Origin of the sequence: Flexivirga sp. (genome assembly GCF_035551235.1) — a bacterium.
Lineage (GTDB): Bacteria > Actinomycetota > Actinomycetes > Actinomycetales > Dermatophilaceae > Flexivirga.
Genome location: NZ_DASZNO010000047.1, coordinates 104,879 through 120,720, shown reverse-complemented (window position 1 = coordinate 120,720; position 15,842 = coordinate 104,879). Strand labels below are relative to the sequence as shown.

The window sequence follows — 15,842 nt, the reverse complement described above, 5'->3', positions numbered from 1 at the left end:
CTCAGCCCAGCCCGGCTGCGCCCGCGCGACGTCGGGAGACGGCGTCCACGGTCGCGGCGAGCAGCAGCACCAGACCGGTCACGATCCACTGCCAGGCCGAGTTGTTCGCGCCCTGCAGGAGGTCCGCCATACCGTTGATGATCACGGCGACCACGCAGCCACCGACGACGGCGTCGGTGATCTTGCCCTTGCCGCCGAAGAGGCTGGTGCCACCGACGACGGCCGCACCGACCGCGAGCAGCAAGGTGTTGCCACCGCCCTGCGAGGCGTTCACCGCGGTCTGCGACGCGAGCACGATGCCCGAGACGCCGGCCAGCACCGAGCAGATGACGAAGACCGAGATGCGGACCGAGTCGACGCGGATGCCGGCTCGGCGGGCCGCCTCGTCGCTGCCACCGACGGCGTAGATGTGCCGCCCGTATCGCGTGCGGCCGAGGACGAATCCGAGGACCACGACGAGCACGAGGATCACCGGGACGACCCACGGGACGCCGCCGAGGTAGGCACCGGCGACCTTCTCGGTCACCAACTGGCCGTTCTTCTCGACGATCTTGGTGCCGCCCGCTGCATTGGGGGAGCGGTTGAGGTTGAGGACGATGGTGAAGACGATGGCGAGCACCGCGATGCCGCCCACCTTGGCCGCGGTGACCAGGAAGGGTTCGGTCGGCAGGTCCTTGCGACGGCGCGCGTTGACCGCGAGCAGCTTCTGCGCGGCGTAGCCCACGATGACCAGGATCGCCATCAGCCAGCCCGCCCACTGCGGCATGTTGCTGTTCTCGAGCGCCACCAGGGTGTCGCTCTGCAGCGACAGGTTGCCCTGGGTGTTGGCGCTGTTGACCACGATCTGCACCACTCCCTGCAGACCGAGGAACAGTGCCAGCGTCGAGACGAACGACGGGACGCGCAGGAAAGTGCGCATCCAGCCGATCAGCAGACCGATCAGCGCGCCGACGATCAGCGCGACCAGGACGGCGAACGGCCACGACCAGTTGTGGATCAGGAGTACGGCGACCACGGCGCCGCTGACTCCGGAGGTGGTCCCCGCCGACAGGTCGATCTCCGCGAGGAGCAGGACGAAGACCAGGCCCATCGCGAGCAGGATGCCCGGCGCGGCCTGGGTGATCAGGCTGGCGAAGTTGCTCTTGGACAGGAACCCGTCCTCCACGAGCGAGAAGACGAGGAAGAGGACCACCAGTGCGGCGACGGCGGGCAGCGAGCCCATGTCGCCGCCGCGGATCCGCTGCCAGTAGTTGTGCAGGTAGGCGCGGATGTCGTTGCCCGTGGGCAAAGTCGTTGCGGCGGCTGCGTTTTCGTCGACCGCGGCATCGACCTCGGCGGCCGTGGCGGTCTTGCTCAGGTGGGGGCTCATGCGGTGGCTCCGGAAGTCGTTGCGGCGGGCTGGAGGCCGAGGTCGCCGCTGCGGCCGGTGGTGATCAGTTCGACCACCTGGGTCTGGTTGACGTCGGCACGGTCGACGGTGGCGGCCAGCTGGCCGAGGTAGAGGACCGAGATCTTGTCGGCCACCTGCAGCACGTCGAGCATGTTGTGCGAGATGAGGATGACGGCCGTGCCCTGGTCGGCGAGTCGCCGCACCAGGTCCAGGACCTGCGCGGTCTGTGCGACGCCGAGTGCGGCGGTCGGCTCGTCGAGGATGACGACCCTGGACTTCCACAGCGCGGCCTTGGCGATCGCGACGGTCTGCCGCTGGCCACCGGACAGGCTCGACACCCGCTGGCGGACCGACTTCAGGGTGCGCACCGACAACGATTTCAGGGTGTCGGTGGCTGCGATCTCCATCGACTCCTCGTCCAGCACGATCCCGCGCATCCGCTCACGGCCGAGGAACATGTTCTGGACGACATCGAGGTTCTCGCAGAGCGCGAGGTCCTGATAGACGATCTCGACTCCCAGCGCAGCGGCGTCGCGTGGCGCGGTCACGTGCTCGGGCTTGCCGTCGTACTCATACGTGCCGGAGTCGATGGTGTAGGTGCCGCCGATGCACTTGACGAGCGTCGACTTCCCCGCGCCGTTGTCTCCGACGAGCGCGGTCACCTTGCCGGCGTATGCCGCGAAGTCGACGTCGTGCAGGACGTGCACGGCGCCGAAACTCTTGTTGACCCCGCGCAGCTGCAGGATCGGTTGTTCAGACATGTATCTCCCTATACGCGGTGAGGGGCCGGCCGGCATCCGGCCGGCCCCTCACCTCGTGGTGTCGAGCGGAACGCTTACTTGACGCCCGCGGCCGTGCACTTGGCGGCGTAGGCGCCCTTGCAGGTCGTCGCCTTGGGCGTGTAGCCGTCGTTGATCGGCTTGGCGACGTTGGCCTTGGTGATGGCGACCGGCGGGGCCAGGATCGCCGGAACGTTACGGCCGGACTTCGTGTCCTTGATCGTCTTCGTGGTCTTCGGGGCCTGACCGTTCGCCAGCTGCGCGGCGGCGTCGACCACCGGGTAGGCCTCCTCGGTGGACGGCTTGTAGATCGTGAAGCACTGCGTGCCGTCCATGATCCGCTGTAGGCCCTCGACGGTGGCGTCCTGTCCGGACACCGCGACCTTGCCCGACAGGCCCTGCTTCTTAAGGGCCGTGACGACCGATCCCGCCATACCGTCGTTGGCGACCATGACGGCGTTGAGCGTCGGGTTCTTCTGCAGCATGGAGGTGAAGATGATCCCGGCCTTCTGGTTGTCCCAGTCCGGCACGGCCTGGTCGCCGACCTTCGTCCAGCCCTTCTGCTTGGACAGCACGGCGTCGTAACCCTGCTTGAAGAGGGTCGCGTTGTTGTCGGTCTGGGCGCCGTTGAGGTCGACATACTTCACGGCCGACTTGCCCTTGACCTGCGAGCAGTTGACCAGGGTCTTGCCCTGCAGGGTGCCGACCTTCACGTTGTCGAACGACACGTAGAGGCTGGCCGACCCGCCGAGCGTCAGGCGGTCGTAGTCGATCGTGTAGATGCCCTTGGACTTGGCGGTCTTCTCGATCTGGGCGGCTGATGCCGAGTCGAGGTTGACCAGCGCGAGGACCTTCACGCCGTCGTTCATCATCTTGGTCGCGATGGTCGTCATCTGCTGCGCCGAGTTGTTGGCGTTCTGGATGTCGCACTTGAGGTTGTCGGTCTTGCAGCGGGCCTTCAGCGCCTCGGGGTCGGAGGAGATCCACCGGTTCGAGGACTGGCGGTCCGGCAGGATGATGCCGACCTTGGCGCCCTTGCCGTCGACCTTGGCTCCCGACGCCGCTGTCGATCCGCCACTTCCGCTGCTGCTGGCCGCCGCGGCCGGCGACGACGCGCCGCCACCGCCCGCGCTGGCGCTGGATCCGCCGCCGCTGCTGCTGCTTCCGCAGCCGGCCAGAGCGACGATGCCCGCCACTGCACACACCGTGCTGAGCGCACCTTTGCGCATGGTGTTCCACCTTTCCGATCAACGCTGGAGCCGATTGATCGGACCCGAGCCGCTGGAGTACTTGAATATGTTGTGCACGGCAACATATCCGATCCGAACGTGATCCGAGCCACAATTTGCGGAATCCGGGGCGCGTGATCCTGATCGTGATCCGGCCGTTATCTGAGGCCGGTGCGGCAGGTGGCGACGCCGGTGGACGGTGACTGGTGCTCTTGTGACGGATGAGGCAGAATGGCCCCACAACCACAGATGGCACACACACGGCATGTATGCCGGACCGCCACGCGCGAGGTCGTTGGGGAAGACGTCCCTCGCAACTGTCAGGAGGCCCGGATGTCTGCCGCGAACCCGCGTGCTGTCACCCGTGGGGTGGTGTTCGTTCATTCCACCCCAGCAGCGCTGTGCCCACACATCGGCTGGGCGCTCGAGAGCGTGCTCGGCGCAGCAGCACCGATCGAATGGATCAAGCAGCCCGTCGCTCCCGGGACGGTACGCACCGAACTCTCCTGGATGGGCGAGCCCGGCACCGGTGCCAAACTCGCCAGCACCCTGCGCGGGTGGGTGGACGTGCGCTACGAGGTCACCGAGGAGCCGAGCCCCGGTTGTGACGGATCGCGCTGGTCGCACACGCCGTCGCTCGGCATACACCACACCTGGACCGCTGCGTCGGGGGACGCGGTCGTCGGTGAGGACCGCCTGCGCGCGGCGCTGGCCGCCAGCAAGGGTGATCCGGAGTTGTTCCGCTCCGAGATGGCCGAGTTGCTGGGCACGGCGTGGGACCAGGAGTTGGAACCGTTCCGGTATGCCGGTGACGGTGCGTCGGTGCGCTGGCTGCACCGCGTCTCCTGATCCTGCGCTGATATTCGAACATCGGCAGATGTGCGCTCGCTTGTTACAGTGAGCCGCATGCCACGCGAACGCGCAAATGCCGATCAGACGCACGCGCGGATTCGCGCCGACATCCTCGGCGGGCTCTACGAACCCGGCCAGAAGCTGAAGTTCGCCGACCTCGGCCAGCGGTATGGCGCGAGCGCCAGCGTGGTCCGCGAGTGCCTGACGCGGCTGAGCCAGCAGGGCCTGGTGGTCGCCGAGCCGATGATCGGCTTCCGCGTGATGCCGCTGTCGCTGACCGATCTTGCCGACCTGACGGCAACCCGGATCGACCTGGAGACGATCGCGCTGCGTGCGGCGATCGCGCATGGGGACATGGACTGGGAGACCGCAATGGTCGCGGCGCACCACCGGCTGGAGCGCACACCGGTGGTGACCACCGACGGCCCGCCACGCGTGTCCGACGAGTGGGAGCGCGTGCACGCGCAGTTCCACGCCGCCCTGCTGGCCGGTTGCGGCCGGCCGCGACTGTTGGAGATGACGGTCACGCTGCGTGATGCCGCCGAGCTCTATCGCCGCTGGTCCCAGCCGCGCGATCCGCAGCGGGATGTGGCCGCGGAGCACCGCGCCATCTTCGAGGCGGCCCTGGCGCGCCGCTCGAAGGACGCCACCGCCGCCCTGCGCAGCCACTATGAGCACACGGCGGCGATCCTGCAGGAGAGCCTGTCGGCCGCGGAGTCGCCGAGCGGGTCGCGCGGCCGCTGAAGACCGGTCCGGCGGTGGGCGGTCGAGCGGCACAAGAAACGATCGAGCGGCATACCCGATCGGCGTGATCGGGTATGCCGCTCGATGCGGTCGTACGCCGCTCGGTCAGACGGACTTCATCGCGATCGCGATGTTGTGCCCGCCGAAACCGAAGGCGTTGCTGAGGGCGGCGAGGTCGCCGTCCGGCAGCTTGCGGTTCTCGTCGAGGACCAGGTCGACATCGATCGCCGGGTCCACATCGGTGACGTTGATCGTCCGGGGAACGATCCGGTGGTGCAGGGTCTGCGCCAGGATGACCGCCTCGATCGCGCCGGCGGCACCCAGCAGGTGTCCGGTCATCGACTTGGTCCCGGTCAGGCACACGCCGTCGATCGCGTCGCCGAACGCCCGCTTCATGGAGACGATCTCCGCGGCGTCACCGATCGGGGTCGACGTCGCGTGCGCGTTGACGTGGACGATGTCGGACGGTTTGAGGGCGGCGTTGTCGATGGCTTCGTTCATGGCGCGGGCCTGGCCCGTGCCCTCGGGGTCACCCGCGGTGATGTGGTAGGCGTCGGCCGACATACCGAGTCCGGCGAACTCGGCGTAGATCTTCGCGCCGCGTGCGGTCGCGTGCTCGTAGGACTCCAGCACCACGACACCGGCGCCCTCGCCGAGCAGGAAGCCGTCCCGGTCGGTTGCCCACGGCCGGGACGCGCCCTGCGGGTCGTCGTTGCGCTTGGACAATGCCTGGGACGCGGCGAAGCCGGCGATCGGCAGCGGGTGTATGGCGGCCTCGCTGCCGCCGGCGATCGCCACGTCGGCCCGGCCCTCGCGGATCATGCTGGCCGCCATACCCATCGACTCGGCGCCCGAGGCGCACGCCGAGACGGCGGTGTGCGCGCCGGCACGCGCCTTGAACTCCAGGGAGACGTTGCCGGAAGCGGCGTTGGGCATCAGCATCGGGACCGTCAACGGGTAGACCCGGCGGGGGCCCTTCTCGTTGAGGACGTCGTACTGCGCGAGCAGGGTGTGCACCCCGCCGATCCCGGTGCCGATCGCCGCGAGCAGTCGCTCGGGCTCGACGTCGGGCGCACCGGCGTCCTGCCACGCCTCGCGCGCCGCGATCATGGCGTACTGGGCGAACGGGTCGGCCCGCCGGATCTCGACCTTGGGGAGCACCTCGCTCGGGTCCTGCTTGAGGCTCGCGGCGAAGTGGACCGGTAGTTCGTACCGGTCCAGCCACTCCTGCGGCAACGGTTTGGCACCGGACTCGCCGGCGAGCAGGGCTTCCCAGGTCGTGGGGGCCGTGCCACCGACCGGCGTGGTGGCGCCGAGGCCGGTGATGACGACGCGCTTGTCTGCGGTCATGGAACTTCAGGCTCCTAGGGCGGGGTGGACTGACGGAATCGGTGGGTATGACGGGCAGCGGCCGCACCGGGATGCAGCCGCTGCCGTTGGTCCTTTTGTTCAGCCCTCAGGACCCGGCCGGAGGCCGAGAGAGCACAGGCAGGGCTGAGGGTGAGGTACGAAGCCTCAGCACCCGGCCGGAGGCCGAGAGAGCACAGACAGGGCTGAGGGTGAGGTACGAACCCTCAGCCCTGTGCGTTCTGGATGTACTTGACGGCGTCGCCGACGGTCGCGAGGTTCTTGACGTCGTCGTCGGGGATGCGCACGCCGAACTTCTCCTCGGCGTTCACGACGATCGTCATCATGGACAGCGAGTCGATGTCGAGGTCCTCGGTGAACGACTTGTCCAGCTGCACGTCGGCGGCGTCGACGCCGGTCTCTTCGTTGACGATGTCGGCAAGACCCTGCAGGATCTCCTGCTCGCTCTGCGCCATGTTCTGCTCCTTATTACGTTGCTGACGGTGGTTATTCACCTTCGGGCTGACCCGGATTGCCCGCCGGGCCACGGGAGGTTTTCGATCGACTCTAGTGCGTGCTGGGGTTACCGCTAGGGCAGTTCGACGACCTGCGCGGCATACACCAGCCCGGCGCCGAAACCGATCTCCAGTGCCAGGCCGCCGTGGGGCACCTCGCCCTCGCGCAGCATGCGCTCGGTGGCCAGTGGGATCGACGCGGCGGAGGTGTTGCCGGTCTCGGCGATGTCACGTGCGACGGGTATGTCGGCGGGCAGTTTCAGCTGCTTGATCATCGCATCGATGATCCGCATGTTGGCCTGGTGCGGGATGAATGCATCGAGGTCGTCGGCGGTGATGCCCGCCCGGTCGAGGGCCTGCTGCGCGATGGGCGCCATACCCCAGACCGCCCAGCGGAAGACGGACTGTCCGGCCATCTGCATCGTCGACGCCTCGGCGATGTTCGCGACCTCGAACTTGCTGTAGTCCGGCTCCTCGCCGGACGCCTCGACGTGCTCCCAGATGCGGCGGATCTCGTCCCAGCCGACGCGCTGCTGGATCGTCGACCACTTGTCGCCCTCGGAGCCCCAGACGGTCGGGCCGATGCGCGGGACATCGGACGGTCCGACGACCGCGGCGCCGGCGCCGTCGGCGAGGATGAACGACGTGCCGCGGTCGTGGCGGTAGGTCCACTGCGAGAGCTTCTCGACGCCGATGACCAGAACGTTGTCCGCGCTGCCCGCGCGCACCATGTCGCTGGCGACGGAGATCGCGTAGCAGTAGCCCGCGCACGCCGCCGAGAGGTCGAACGCCGGGACGTTGCCGGTGCCGAGCCGGGTCGCGAGCAGCGGTGCGGCTGCAGGGGTTTGGAAGGGGTGGCTGATCGTGGCCATGACGATCGCGTCGACCTGGTCGGCCTTGATGCCGGCCATCTCCAGCGCGGGCAGGGCGGCTTGTTCGGCCATGTCGACGACCGACTCGTCGTCGCGGGCGAACCGCCGGGACTTGATGCCGGACCGCTCCTGGATCCACTGGTCCGAGGAGTCGATCCAGGTGCAGACCTCTTCGTTGGTGACGACGCGCTCGGGGCGGTAGCCACCGACACCGAGGATGCGCGAATAGCGGCTGCCGTCGGTTGCGGTGATGGTGCCGGTGTTCTTCGGCTGGACGGTCATGGATCAGCTCCCTTGAGATGTGCTCGACGTGCCGGTGGTGTCGGTGCTCCGGGGACCGTCCGCGTGCTCGCGGATCAGCTCTCGTGCCTTGTCGAGGTCGTCGGGCGTCTTGACTGCCACGCTCGCGACGCCGCGCATGCCGCGCTTGGCCAGCCCGACGAGCGTGCCGGCGGGGCAGAGCTCGATGAGGCCGGTGACGCCGAGGTCGAGCATCGTGGTCATGGTCGTGTCCCAGCGCACCGGACCGGCCACCTGCGCGACCAACCGGTCGAGCGCGTCGGCGCCGGCGGTGACCGGACCGCCGTCCTTGTTCGACAGCAGCGTCACCTGCGGGTCGTGCGTGGTCAGCGACGCGGCGTGCGTCCGCAGTGCCTCGACCGCGGGCGCCATGTGCTGCGTGTGGAAGGCACCGGCCACCTGCAGCGGTATGACGCGGGCCTTCGCCGGCGGCGTCTCCTGCAGCGCGGCCAGTTGCTCCAGCGTGCCGGCGGCGACGATCTGGCCGGCGCCGTTGCGGTTGGCCGGGGTGAGGCCGTGCGACTCCAGTGCGGCGAGCACGTCCTCCTCGGCACCACCCAGCACCGCGGCCATGCCGGTGGGGGTGGTGGCGGCGGCGCGCGCCATACCGCGTCCGCGCTCGCGGACGAAGCTCATCGCGTCGGTCTCGCTCAGGGTGCCCGCGGCGGCGGTGGCGGTGATCTCACCGACCGAGTGCCCGGCGAGGACGCCGATGCTGTCGGTGAGCGGAGCACCGTCGAGCAGGACCCGCAGAGTGGCCAGTCCGGCGGCGACGATCAGCGGCTGCGCGACGGCGGTGTCCTTGATCGTCTCCGCGTCGGAGGTGGTGCCGTGCGCGACGAGATCGGTGTCGGCGACCTCCGAGAGGCCCCGCACGTGGTCGGCGAACCCGGGCGCCTCCATCCAGGACTCGAGGAAGCCGGGGGACTGGGAGCCCTGTCCGGGGCACACGATCGCTAACACACCCCCACTCTGGCGGATCGCGTCGTGGAATGTCGTCACCGAATCCGACGAAGCTTCGTGATCGCGTTTGGAGGAAACCTACAAGTTCGGCTGTATGGCGGCAGGTCTGACGTCATACCCTCGACAGCGCCAGCGCGAGTCGCACCGTGAACGCGTCACGCGTGTCCGTCAGGTCGTAGCCGGTCAGTTCGGCGATCCGGCCCAGGCGGTAGCGCACGGTGTTGGGATGCACGAAGAGCTCGCGCGCTGTCGCCTCGAGACTGCCCTGATCGAGGTAGACGGGAACGGTGTCGCGCAGCGCCGCACGGTCGCGCAGCGGGCGGGTCACCTTGTCGACGAGCGCCCGGCGCGCACGCGTGTCACCGGTCAGCGCGCGTTCGGGCAGCAGTTCGCTCGCCGGGCACGGACGCGGTGCCCGGGGCCAGGCGGGCGCCGAGGCGAAGCCCGACAGCGCGGCCCGGGCGCTGCGCCCCGCGGCATACAGGTGGGGGACCAGCGGCCCGACGACCACAGCGCCCTCACCCCACAGGTGCTGGAAACCGGCTGCCGTGGTCAGCCCATCCTCGACACCGCCGAGGATCGCGATGAGCAGGTTGCGTTGCACGGAACCCAGCGCGACCAGTCCTTCATGGATTGCGTTGCGGCGCAACGCATCCAGGGCTTCCGTGCCGGGCCCCGGGGGAGCGGCGCCGGCGATCACGATCACGCCACGAACCTCGTCCCAGCCGAGAGCCGCCACCCGCGAACTGAGAACTTCGTCCGCCTCGGCACGCAGCACGGCGTCGACCACGAGCGCCTCCAGCCGCGCATCCCATGCACCTCGTGACTCGGCGGCCTGCGCGTAGACGTGAGCTGCCGCGAAGGCGATCTCGCGGGAGTAGGTGAGCACCGCCTCGCGCAACTGATGCTCGTCCCCCTTCGCCGCGAGCTGCGGGACGTGCTCCTCCACGACGTCGATCGCGGTGCGCACCATCTGCAGGGTCTGCTGGAGTGCGATCGAGCGGGTCAGCTCACGCGGCGCCGTCGCGAAGACGTCGATCGGCATCGGGGGACTGGCGTGCGGGTCGCGGTACCAGGTGATGAATGCGTTGATGCCCGCCTGCGCGACCAGCCCGACCCAGGAGCGCTCGTCGGCGGGCAGTAGCCGGTACCACTCGTAGCTGCTCTCCAGCCGGGCGATCGCCGCGGCGGACAACTGGTCCGCGCTGCGCTCGAGCCGGCGGGCGGTCGTTGTCGCCATACCCACACTCTATTTGTATGACGTCACAGTGTGCTTCGGTTCCGGTGCGGTCCCACCGGCTACCGATCGGTATGGCGGCGGGCGACTCACGCGCTGGGGACGGGAGCTCCTTGCCGGATGAGGTCGAGCGCGGCGTCTCGCATCCGGCGCATGGTGGCTTGGTCGCACGCTTCGACGTTGAGTCGCAGCAGCGGCTCGGTGTTGCTGGAGCGCACGTTCAGCCACCACATCGGCGGGGCGTCATGGCGCAGGGTCAGCCCATCGAGGTCGTCCTGCGTGACGCCCGGGATCTCATCCGCCCAGGACCGGATGCGCTCGGTGGCCTCCTCCGCATTGCTCACCCGTGAATTCATCTCGCCGGAGCCGGCGTACGGCGAGTACTGCTGCACCAGACGGGACAGTGGATCGGGTTGACTGCCGAGGGCGGCCATCACGTGCAGCGCGGCCAGCATCCCGGTGTCGGCGAACCAGAAGTCCCGGAAGTAGTAGTGCCCGGAGTGCTCGCCACCGAAGACGGCGTCCCGGCGCGCCATTTCCGCCTTGATGAAGGAATGGCCGACTCGGGTTCGGACGGGGCAGGCGCCGAGCCGGGTGATCAACTCGGGGACGGCTCGCGAACAGATCAGGTTGTGCACCACGTGCACCTGGTCGGCGCGGGTACCCGAGGCTGTCTCCCGGGCGACGTGCCGGGCGGCGATGAGGGCGGTGACCGCTGAGGGTGACACCGGCACTCCACGTTCGTCGATGACGAAGCACCGGTCCGCGTCGCCGTCGAAGGCCAGCCCGAGGTCGGCGTTCTCCCGGACGACGGCAGCCTGCAGATCGAGCAGGTTCGCCGGATCCAAGGGGTTCGCCGGGTGGTTGGGGAAGGTTCCGTCGAGTTCGAAATACAACGGAACGATCCGGATCGGCGCGGCGGACAGGCCGGGTATGGCGCCGAACACCGCAGGGGCGGTCAGGCCGCTCATCCCGTTCCCGGCATCGATCACGACGGTCAGCGGACGGATCCGCGACAGGTCGACGAGCCGTCGCAGGAACGCGGCGTACGAGTCGAGCAGGTCGAGGACGGCGGTGCTGCCGGTACTCGTGCGCTGCGCGGTCGGGTGGTCGAGGTAGTCCTCCGCGACGGTACGGATCCGGCCGAGTCCGGTGTCGATGCTGACGGGGCGGGCCCCTGCCCGGCATACCTTGATGCCGTTGTAGTCGGCGGGGTTGTGGCTGGCGGTGAACATCGCCCCGGGAGCGTTCAGCGCCCCGCTCGCGTAGTAGAGCCCGTCGGTCGAGCAGAGGCCGATCAGGTCGACGCCGACCCCGTGTGCCGTGACGCCGGCCGCGAATGCGTCGGCCAGGACCGGCGAACTCGGGCGCATGTCGTGGCCGACGACGACCCGGCCGGCGCGTTCGGGGATCGCGATGACCTGCGCGAACGCGGCGCCCAGCGCATACGTGGTCTCCGCGTTCAGTTGCGAACCCACGATGCCGCGCACGTCGTAGGCCTTGACCAGGTCGGCCAGCTGCCCGCTCATGACCGTGTCGCAGTCGTGCTGAGGAGCGCAGTCATCACATCGGCCGATCGGGTCGTTGTACGAGCCTTGGCGACTGCGGGTCGGGCGACGTAGAGCTCGCCCGGACCGACGGCGGTGACCGGGGGTTCGGTGGCCGTCAGGAAACAGCACTGGCCCGGAGCCAGTTGCAGGTCATGGCCGCCGCCGGACAGCCGGACGGGTGCCCCGAGAGCCAGTGCGACCCGTGGGCTCCCGTGCCCCGGAAGCATCACCCCGGTGCTTCCGCCGCCGACGTAGTGCAGGGCGAAATGCGTCTGCCACCGGATCGGCCACGTCAGGGTGCGTCCGCTGCGGGTCGGAGGCGGTGCCGACGGTTGGCGCGCGGTGTCGACGATGCGCAGCAGTTCGGCGACGTTGGTCGGCTTGGCGGTCAGGGCGGCACGGACCACGTTGTCGCTGTTGGCCTGAATCTCGACGGCCGTCCCGGACACGTAGGTGTGCATGACACCCGGCGAGAGGTACATCAACGTCCCAGGGGTCAGCTCGCGGTAGCGCATCATCAGCAGCACGACCAGGCCGATGTTGTCCGGATGCCGCAGCGCCGCCCGCCGCACGGCACACGTCGCCGGGTCGCTGCCGTCGTGGCGCAAGGAGCCGAGCACGTCGGCGGTCACCTGCCGGCCCACGGCGTTCGGCAACCGCAACAGTCCCCGCAGCAGTGCCCGCACCGGGTCCGGGGCGGTGGCCGACTCCCGGATCAACCGGGTCAGCAGCGGAACCCGTAGCCGGGTCAGCCGATCCTGGATCTGCTGGAAGGGACGCAGCCCCGCGAACACCTCGAAGCGGGTCAGCGCGAGTATCGCTTCCGGTTTGCCCCACCGGTCCGGATAGGTCGCCGGGGGTGCCGTCCGGACCTGTGCGGTGCTGGGGTGGCACTGGATCGACAGGACGTCCTCGACGGCCAGGACCTTGAGCAGGAACGGCAACCGCGGCCCGAAGCGGGACACGCAGCCGGGTCCGAGCACACCCACCGGGTCGGATCGGATCGCACTGTCCAGGGTCCTGCCGGCGGCGACGCCGGGGAGCAGCACAGTCGCCGACGCGTTCGGGTGCGCGCCGATCCACAGCTCCGCCTCCGGTACGTCGGTGGGGTGCGGGCGGCCGGTCAGCCGCGCCAGCACGCTGTGGGACCCCCAGGGGTAATTCCGGATCTGCGGTGCAATCCGATACATGACGCGGTCTCCCTTCCCGGCAATGTCCAGCACGCCCGAGCGTCTGGTCTGGTGCCGCGAAAGCTTGCCGGTGCCGCCGCGCTGCGCGCATGGCCGGCGACCGACGTTTCCGTGTGCGTGGCGTGACCAGCCGGTGACGGTTGCGTGAACACACCCTGGGCAGTGCCGAGTCGACGACCACGCCGCATTCCGGGGCGGTCGAGCGCAGCACCGGTGATTTCGCTGCTGCGTCCCTCCGACCAGTGGGCCGGACGCCGCCGCGGAGGGCGTGCTGACGAAACGCCACGGGCAGCGACCGGTCACGGTCGCGCCCACGGCGTGGCCACGCGGCGATCAGGTGCCGGATGCCTCACTGGGGTGCGACATCAGCGTCGAACGCACGTGGGAGGGCGACATGAACTATCGGTTCGGAGGCGATCGGGAGGCGTGGTCCTATCGGCTTGCCACAGCCGGCTCACTCGGCCGGACGGAAACCGGACCGCAGCACCTCCCGCGCCGGACCGTGCCGGACGTGTGCGTGATCGTTCCGACCCGCAACGAGAGCGCCAATGTCGAACCGCTGGTGGATCGGTTGACCGGCGGACTGGCGCACCTGGCCGCGCAGGTCATCTTCGTGGACGACAGCACCGACGACACACCCGAGCAGGTCCGCGCGGTCGCCGCGACCGCGACGATGCCGGTGCGATTGATCCATCGCGACCCCGGCGAGCGATCCGGCGGACTCGGCTCGGCGGTGCTGGCGGGGCTGTCGGCGGCGGTCGAGGCCGGCGCCACGTGGGCAGTCGTCATGGACGGTGACCTGCAACATCCGCCGGAGGTCGTCGCGGACCTGGTCCGCGAGGGCGTTGCCGCGGAGGCCGACCTGGTGGTGGCCAGTAGGTACCTCGACGGTGCAAGCTCTGACGGATTGGCCGACTCGGCTCGAATCGCCGTGTCGGCGGGCGCAACTCGGCTCACCAAGCTCGCCTTCCCACGGCGGATGTCCGGATGCACCGATCCGATGAGCGGATTCTTCGCCGTGCGCCTGTCGTCGCTGGAGCTGAACCGGCTGCAGCCGCGCGGCTTCAAGATCCTGCTGGAGATCGTGGCCCGGTCGCCCCGGCTGCGGATCGCCGAGGTGCCGTTCAGCTTCGCGCCGCGGAACAGCGGGCAGTCCAAGGCGACCTGGCGCGAGGGTCTGTTGTTCGTGCGTCGCCTCGCGGGTCTCCGTGTCGCCGGTCGTGCCGGCGGCCGCCTCGGCAGCAGGTTGGCGGCGTTGAGCGGGTTCGCCGCTGTCGGCGCCACCGGCATCGTGGTCAACACGCTCGCGTTGTGGGTCATGGTCACGGTCGTCGGTGCGCCGCTGTTGCTGGCCGCGACGACGGCCACGCAGCTGTCGACCGGGTGGAACTTCGTCCTGACCGACACCCTCGTCTTCCGTGGACCCAAGTCCCGACCGTTCTGGCTGCGGCTGGGCGGATTCGTGCTGATCAACAATCTCGTCCTGCTGTTGCGACTGCCGCTGCTGTCGTGGCTCTCGTACCACGCGGGTCTCCACTACCTGACCGCGAACGCACTGACCCTTCTGGCCGCCTTCGCCGTCCGGTACCTCATTTCCGATCTGTTCCTATTCGCCACAGGGAGAACGATGTCCACCATCAACCGCACGTATGAGAATCCGATCTCCGACACGCCTCAGGAGCCCGGCAGCGACCCGGTCGCGGGCCGCGATCCGGCACCGTCGCGGATCGTCCGCAACGGCCCGACCGACCTGGTGGTGGATCTGCGACCCGCCGGCCCGCCGCCGGTTCGCGTCACCCGTGGGAAGCTGCAGTGGCGTTACGACATACACGGACTGGTCACGATCGGTTCGGTCAGCCGGCTGTCGGAGCTGGACTGCTTCGCCGCCCCGGATGCGGCCGGCCCGTTCGACATCGAGATCCGCGGTGGCTACCTCGACCGTCCCCGAGCGCGGGCCCGGGCACGGGTCACCCAGTACGCGGCTCCGGCGGTCTCCTACGAGGAGCACACGGCACGCCTCGGCACCGACTTCATGATCGAGATGTCACCGCGCATCACCGTGACCGTGGGACCGATGCTCGTCGCGTCCCCGCACGTGCTGTACACCAACGTGGTCGAAGCCCTGCTGCGGTTCGTGCTGGTGGCACGGGGTCGTGTCCTGTTGCACTCGGCGTGCCTGGACCTCGACGGGCAAGGGGTGATGCTGTCGGCACGCACCGACACCGGCAAGACCGGCACCGTGCTGCGCTTGTTGCGCGAGCGGGGCGGTGGCTTCCTGTCCGATGACATGACCATCCTCAGCGCCGACGGGATCGCCTGGAGTTTCCCCAAGCCGATGACCATCAGCCAGCACACGCTGCGCGCCGTCGACGCCGGTGACCTGACCCGTGCCGAGTGGCGACGCCTACGGCTGCAGAGCCGGTTGCATTCCAAGCAGGGCCGCGGCATCGGCTGCCGCATGGGGGAGTGGAACGTCCCGATCATGTGCCTGAATGCGCTGACCCAGTTCATCGTGCCACCGCCGAAGTACGGGGTGGAGCGACTGGTGCCGTGCCGGCAGCAGGCCGCCGTCGCGGTCGCTGAACTCTTCATCATCGAGCGCGGCCGCGCCGGAATCGAGGCGATCAGCCCCGATGCCCTCATCGACGAGCTGATCGACAACACCGACGACGCCTATCAGTTCCCGCCCTTCCGATACTTCGCGCCGGCGCTGGTCATCGACGGTGCCGACTACGAGCAACTGCGTGCCGCGGAGCGTCGCATCCTCACCCAGGCGATGCAACGGGTGCGCGCACGGCGACTGGTCAGCTCGGACTTCGACTGGGCCGACCGCATCCCCGCCCTGACGGACTGCTGAGCGCAGGGAAAGCGACA

At 69.1% G+C, this 15,842-nt stretch carries 13 protein-coding genes; 3 read left to right on the top strand and 10 right to left on the bottom strand.

Going from position 1 to position 15,842, the window contains the following annotated elements:
* Position 1: 1 nt before the first annotated feature.
* The 3 genes from VG502_RS17150 to VG502_RS17140 all read right to left on the bottom strand — a co-directional run bounded on the left by VG502_RS17150 (position 2) and on the right by VG502_RS17140 (position 3,398).
* The gene (locus tag VG502_RS17150) at positions 2-1,369 is read right to left on the bottom strand and encodes a sugar ABC transporter permease (RefSeq protein ID WP_325551295.1); all 1,368 of its coding nucleotides are present in this window, start codon (positions 1,367-1,369) and stop codon (positions 2-4) included.
* Positions 1,366-2,151 carry an ATP-binding cassette domain-containing protein gene (locus VG502_RS17145; protein ID WP_325551294.1) on the bottom strand — a complete coding sequence of 262 codons (786 nt, stop codon included), beginning with the start codon at positions 2,149-2,151 and terminating at the stop codon, positions 1,366-1,368. The genes VG502_RS17150 and VG502_RS17145 overlap by 4 nt, the downstream gene beginning before the upstream one ends.
* Positions 2,152-2,225: 74 nt before the next feature.
* On the bottom strand, positions 2,226-3,398 hold the full coding sequence (locus tag VG502_RS17140) for a sugar ABC transporter substrate-binding protein (RefSeq protein ID WP_325551293.1): 1,173 nt from the start codon (positions 3,396-3,398) through the stop codon (positions 2,226-2,228).
* A 333-nt stretch (positions 3,399-3,731) separates the two neighbouring features.
* Here VG502_RS17140 and VG502_RS17135 point away from each other — a divergent pair, with 333 nt between their 5' ends.
* Positions 3,732-4,247, top strand: a complete 516-nt coding sequence (locus VG502_RS17135; RefSeq protein WP_325551292.1) for a DUF3145 domain-containing protein — start codon at positions 3,732-3,734, stop codon at positions 4,245-4,247.
* A gap of 57 nt (positions 4,248-4,304) precedes the next feature.
* On the top strand, positions 4,305-4,994 hold the full coding sequence (locus VG502_RS17130; protein WP_325551291.1) for a GntR family transcriptional regulator: 690 nt from the start codon (positions 4,305-4,307) through the stop codon (positions 4,992-4,994).
* Between the two features lie 105 nt (positions 4,995-5,099).
* Here VG502_RS17130 and fabF read toward each other — a convergent pair whose 3' ends face one another.
* The 7 genes from fabF to manA form a co-directional block, all read right to left on the bottom strand.
* Entirely contained in the window at positions 5,100-6,344 is a 1,245-nt protein-coding gene (gene fabF, locus VG502_RS17125) for a beta-ketoacyl-ACP synthase II (protein ID WP_325551290.1), read from the bottom strand.
* Positions 6,345-6,568: 224 nt separating this feature from the next.
* Positions 6,569-6,817: an acyl carrier protein gene (locus VG502_RS17120; protein ID WP_325551289.1), complete on the bottom strand. Its 249-nt coding sequence runs from the start codon at positions 6,815-6,817 to the stop codon at positions 6,569-6,571.
* 113 nt (positions 6,818-6,930) lie between these two features.
* Positions 6,931-8,010: a beta-ketoacyl-ACP synthase III gene (locus tag VG502_RS17115; RefSeq protein ID WP_325551288.1), complete on the bottom strand. Its 1,080-nt coding sequence runs from the start codon at positions 8,008-8,010 to the stop codon at positions 6,931-6,933.
* A gap of 3 nt (positions 8,011-8,013) precedes the next feature.
* Positions 8,014-8,991 carry an ACP S-malonyltransferase gene (locus VG502_RS17110; RefSeq protein ID WP_325551287.1) on the bottom strand — a complete coding sequence of 326 codons (978 nt, stop codon included), beginning with the start codon at positions 8,989-8,991 and terminating at the stop codon, positions 8,014-8,016.
* Positions 8,992-9,103: 112 nt separating this feature from the next.
* On the bottom strand, positions 9,104-10,231 hold the full coding sequence (locus VG502_RS17105; RefSeq protein WP_325551286.1) for a PucR family transcriptional regulator: 1,128 nt from the start codon (positions 10,229-10,231) through the stop codon (positions 9,104-9,106).
* An 86-nt stretch (positions 10,232-10,317) separates the two neighbouring features.
* Positions 10,318-11,757: a phosphomannomutase/phosphoglucomutase gene (locus VG502_RS17100; protein WP_325551285.1), complete on the bottom strand. Its 1,440-nt coding sequence runs from the start codon at positions 11,755-11,757 to the stop codon at positions 10,318-10,320.
* Entirely contained in the window at positions 11,754-12,968 is a 1,215-nt protein-coding gene (gene manA / locus VG502_RS17095; protein ID WP_325551284.1) for a mannose-6-phosphate isomerase, class I, read from the bottom strand. The genes VG502_RS17100 and manA overlap by 4 nt, the downstream gene beginning before the upstream one ends.
* A 394-nt stretch (positions 12,969-13,362) precedes the next feature.
* On the opposite strand from manA, the gene VG502_RS17090 reads away from it, so the two are divergent.
* Positions 13,363-15,825, top strand: coding sequence for a glycosyltransferase (locus tag VG502_RS17090; protein ID WP_325551283.1), 2,463 nt, complete (start codon positions 13,363-13,365; stop codon positions 15,823-15,825).
* Positions 15,826-15,842 lie beyond the last annotated feature (17 nt).

Excerpts from the sequence above, each read along its gene's own strand:
- VG502_RS17130 (WP_325551291.1), top strand. The coding sequence starts at position 4,305 with ATGCCACGCGAACGCGCAAATGCCGATCAGACGCACGCGCGGATTCGC.
- VG502_RS17145 (WP_325551294.1), bottom strand. The coding sequence starts at position 2,151 with ATGTCTGAACAACCGATCCTGCAGCTGCGCGGGGTCAACAAGAGTTTC.
- fabF (WP_325551290.1), bottom strand. The coding sequence starts at position 6,344 with ATGACCGCAGACAAGCGCGTCGTCATCACCGGCCTCGGCGCCACCACG.
- VG502_RS17115 (WP_325551288.1), bottom strand. The coding sequence starts at position 8,010 with ATGACCGTCCAGCCGAAGAACACCGGCACCATCACCGCAACCGACGGC.
- VG502_RS17150 (WP_325551295.1), bottom strand. The coding sequence starts at position 1,369 with ATGAGCCCCCACCTGAGCAAGACCGCCACGGCCGCCGAGGTCGATGCC.
- VG502_RS17140 (WP_325551293.1), bottom strand. The coding sequence starts at position 3,398 with ATGCGCAAAGGTGCGCTCAGCACGGTGTGTGCAGTGGCGGGCATCGTC.
- VG502_RS17135 (WP_325551292.1), top strand. The coding sequence starts at position 3,732 with ATGTCTGCCGCGAACCCGCGTGCTGTCACCCGTGGGGTGGTGTTCGTT.
- VG502_RS17105 (WP_325551286.1), bottom strand. The coding sequence starts at position 10,231 with ATGGCGACAACGACCGCCCGCCGGCTCGAGCGCAGCGCGGACCAGTTG.
- VG502_RS17120 (WP_325551289.1), bottom strand. The coding sequence starts at position 6,817 with ATGGCGCAGAGCGAGCAGGAGATCCTGCAGGGTCTTGCCGACATCGTC.
- VG502_RS17100 (WP_325551285.1), bottom strand. The coding sequence starts at position 11,757 with ATGAGCGGGCAGCTGGCCGACCTGGTCAAGGCCTACGACGTGCGCGGC.
- manA (WP_325551284.1), bottom strand. The coding sequence starts at position 12,968 with ATGTATCGGATTGCACCGCAGATCCGGAATTACCCCTGGGGGTCCCAC.
- VG502_RS17090 (WP_325551283.1), top strand. The coding sequence starts at position 13,363 with ATGAACTATCGGTTCGGAGGCGATCGGGAGGCGTGGTCCTATCGGCTT.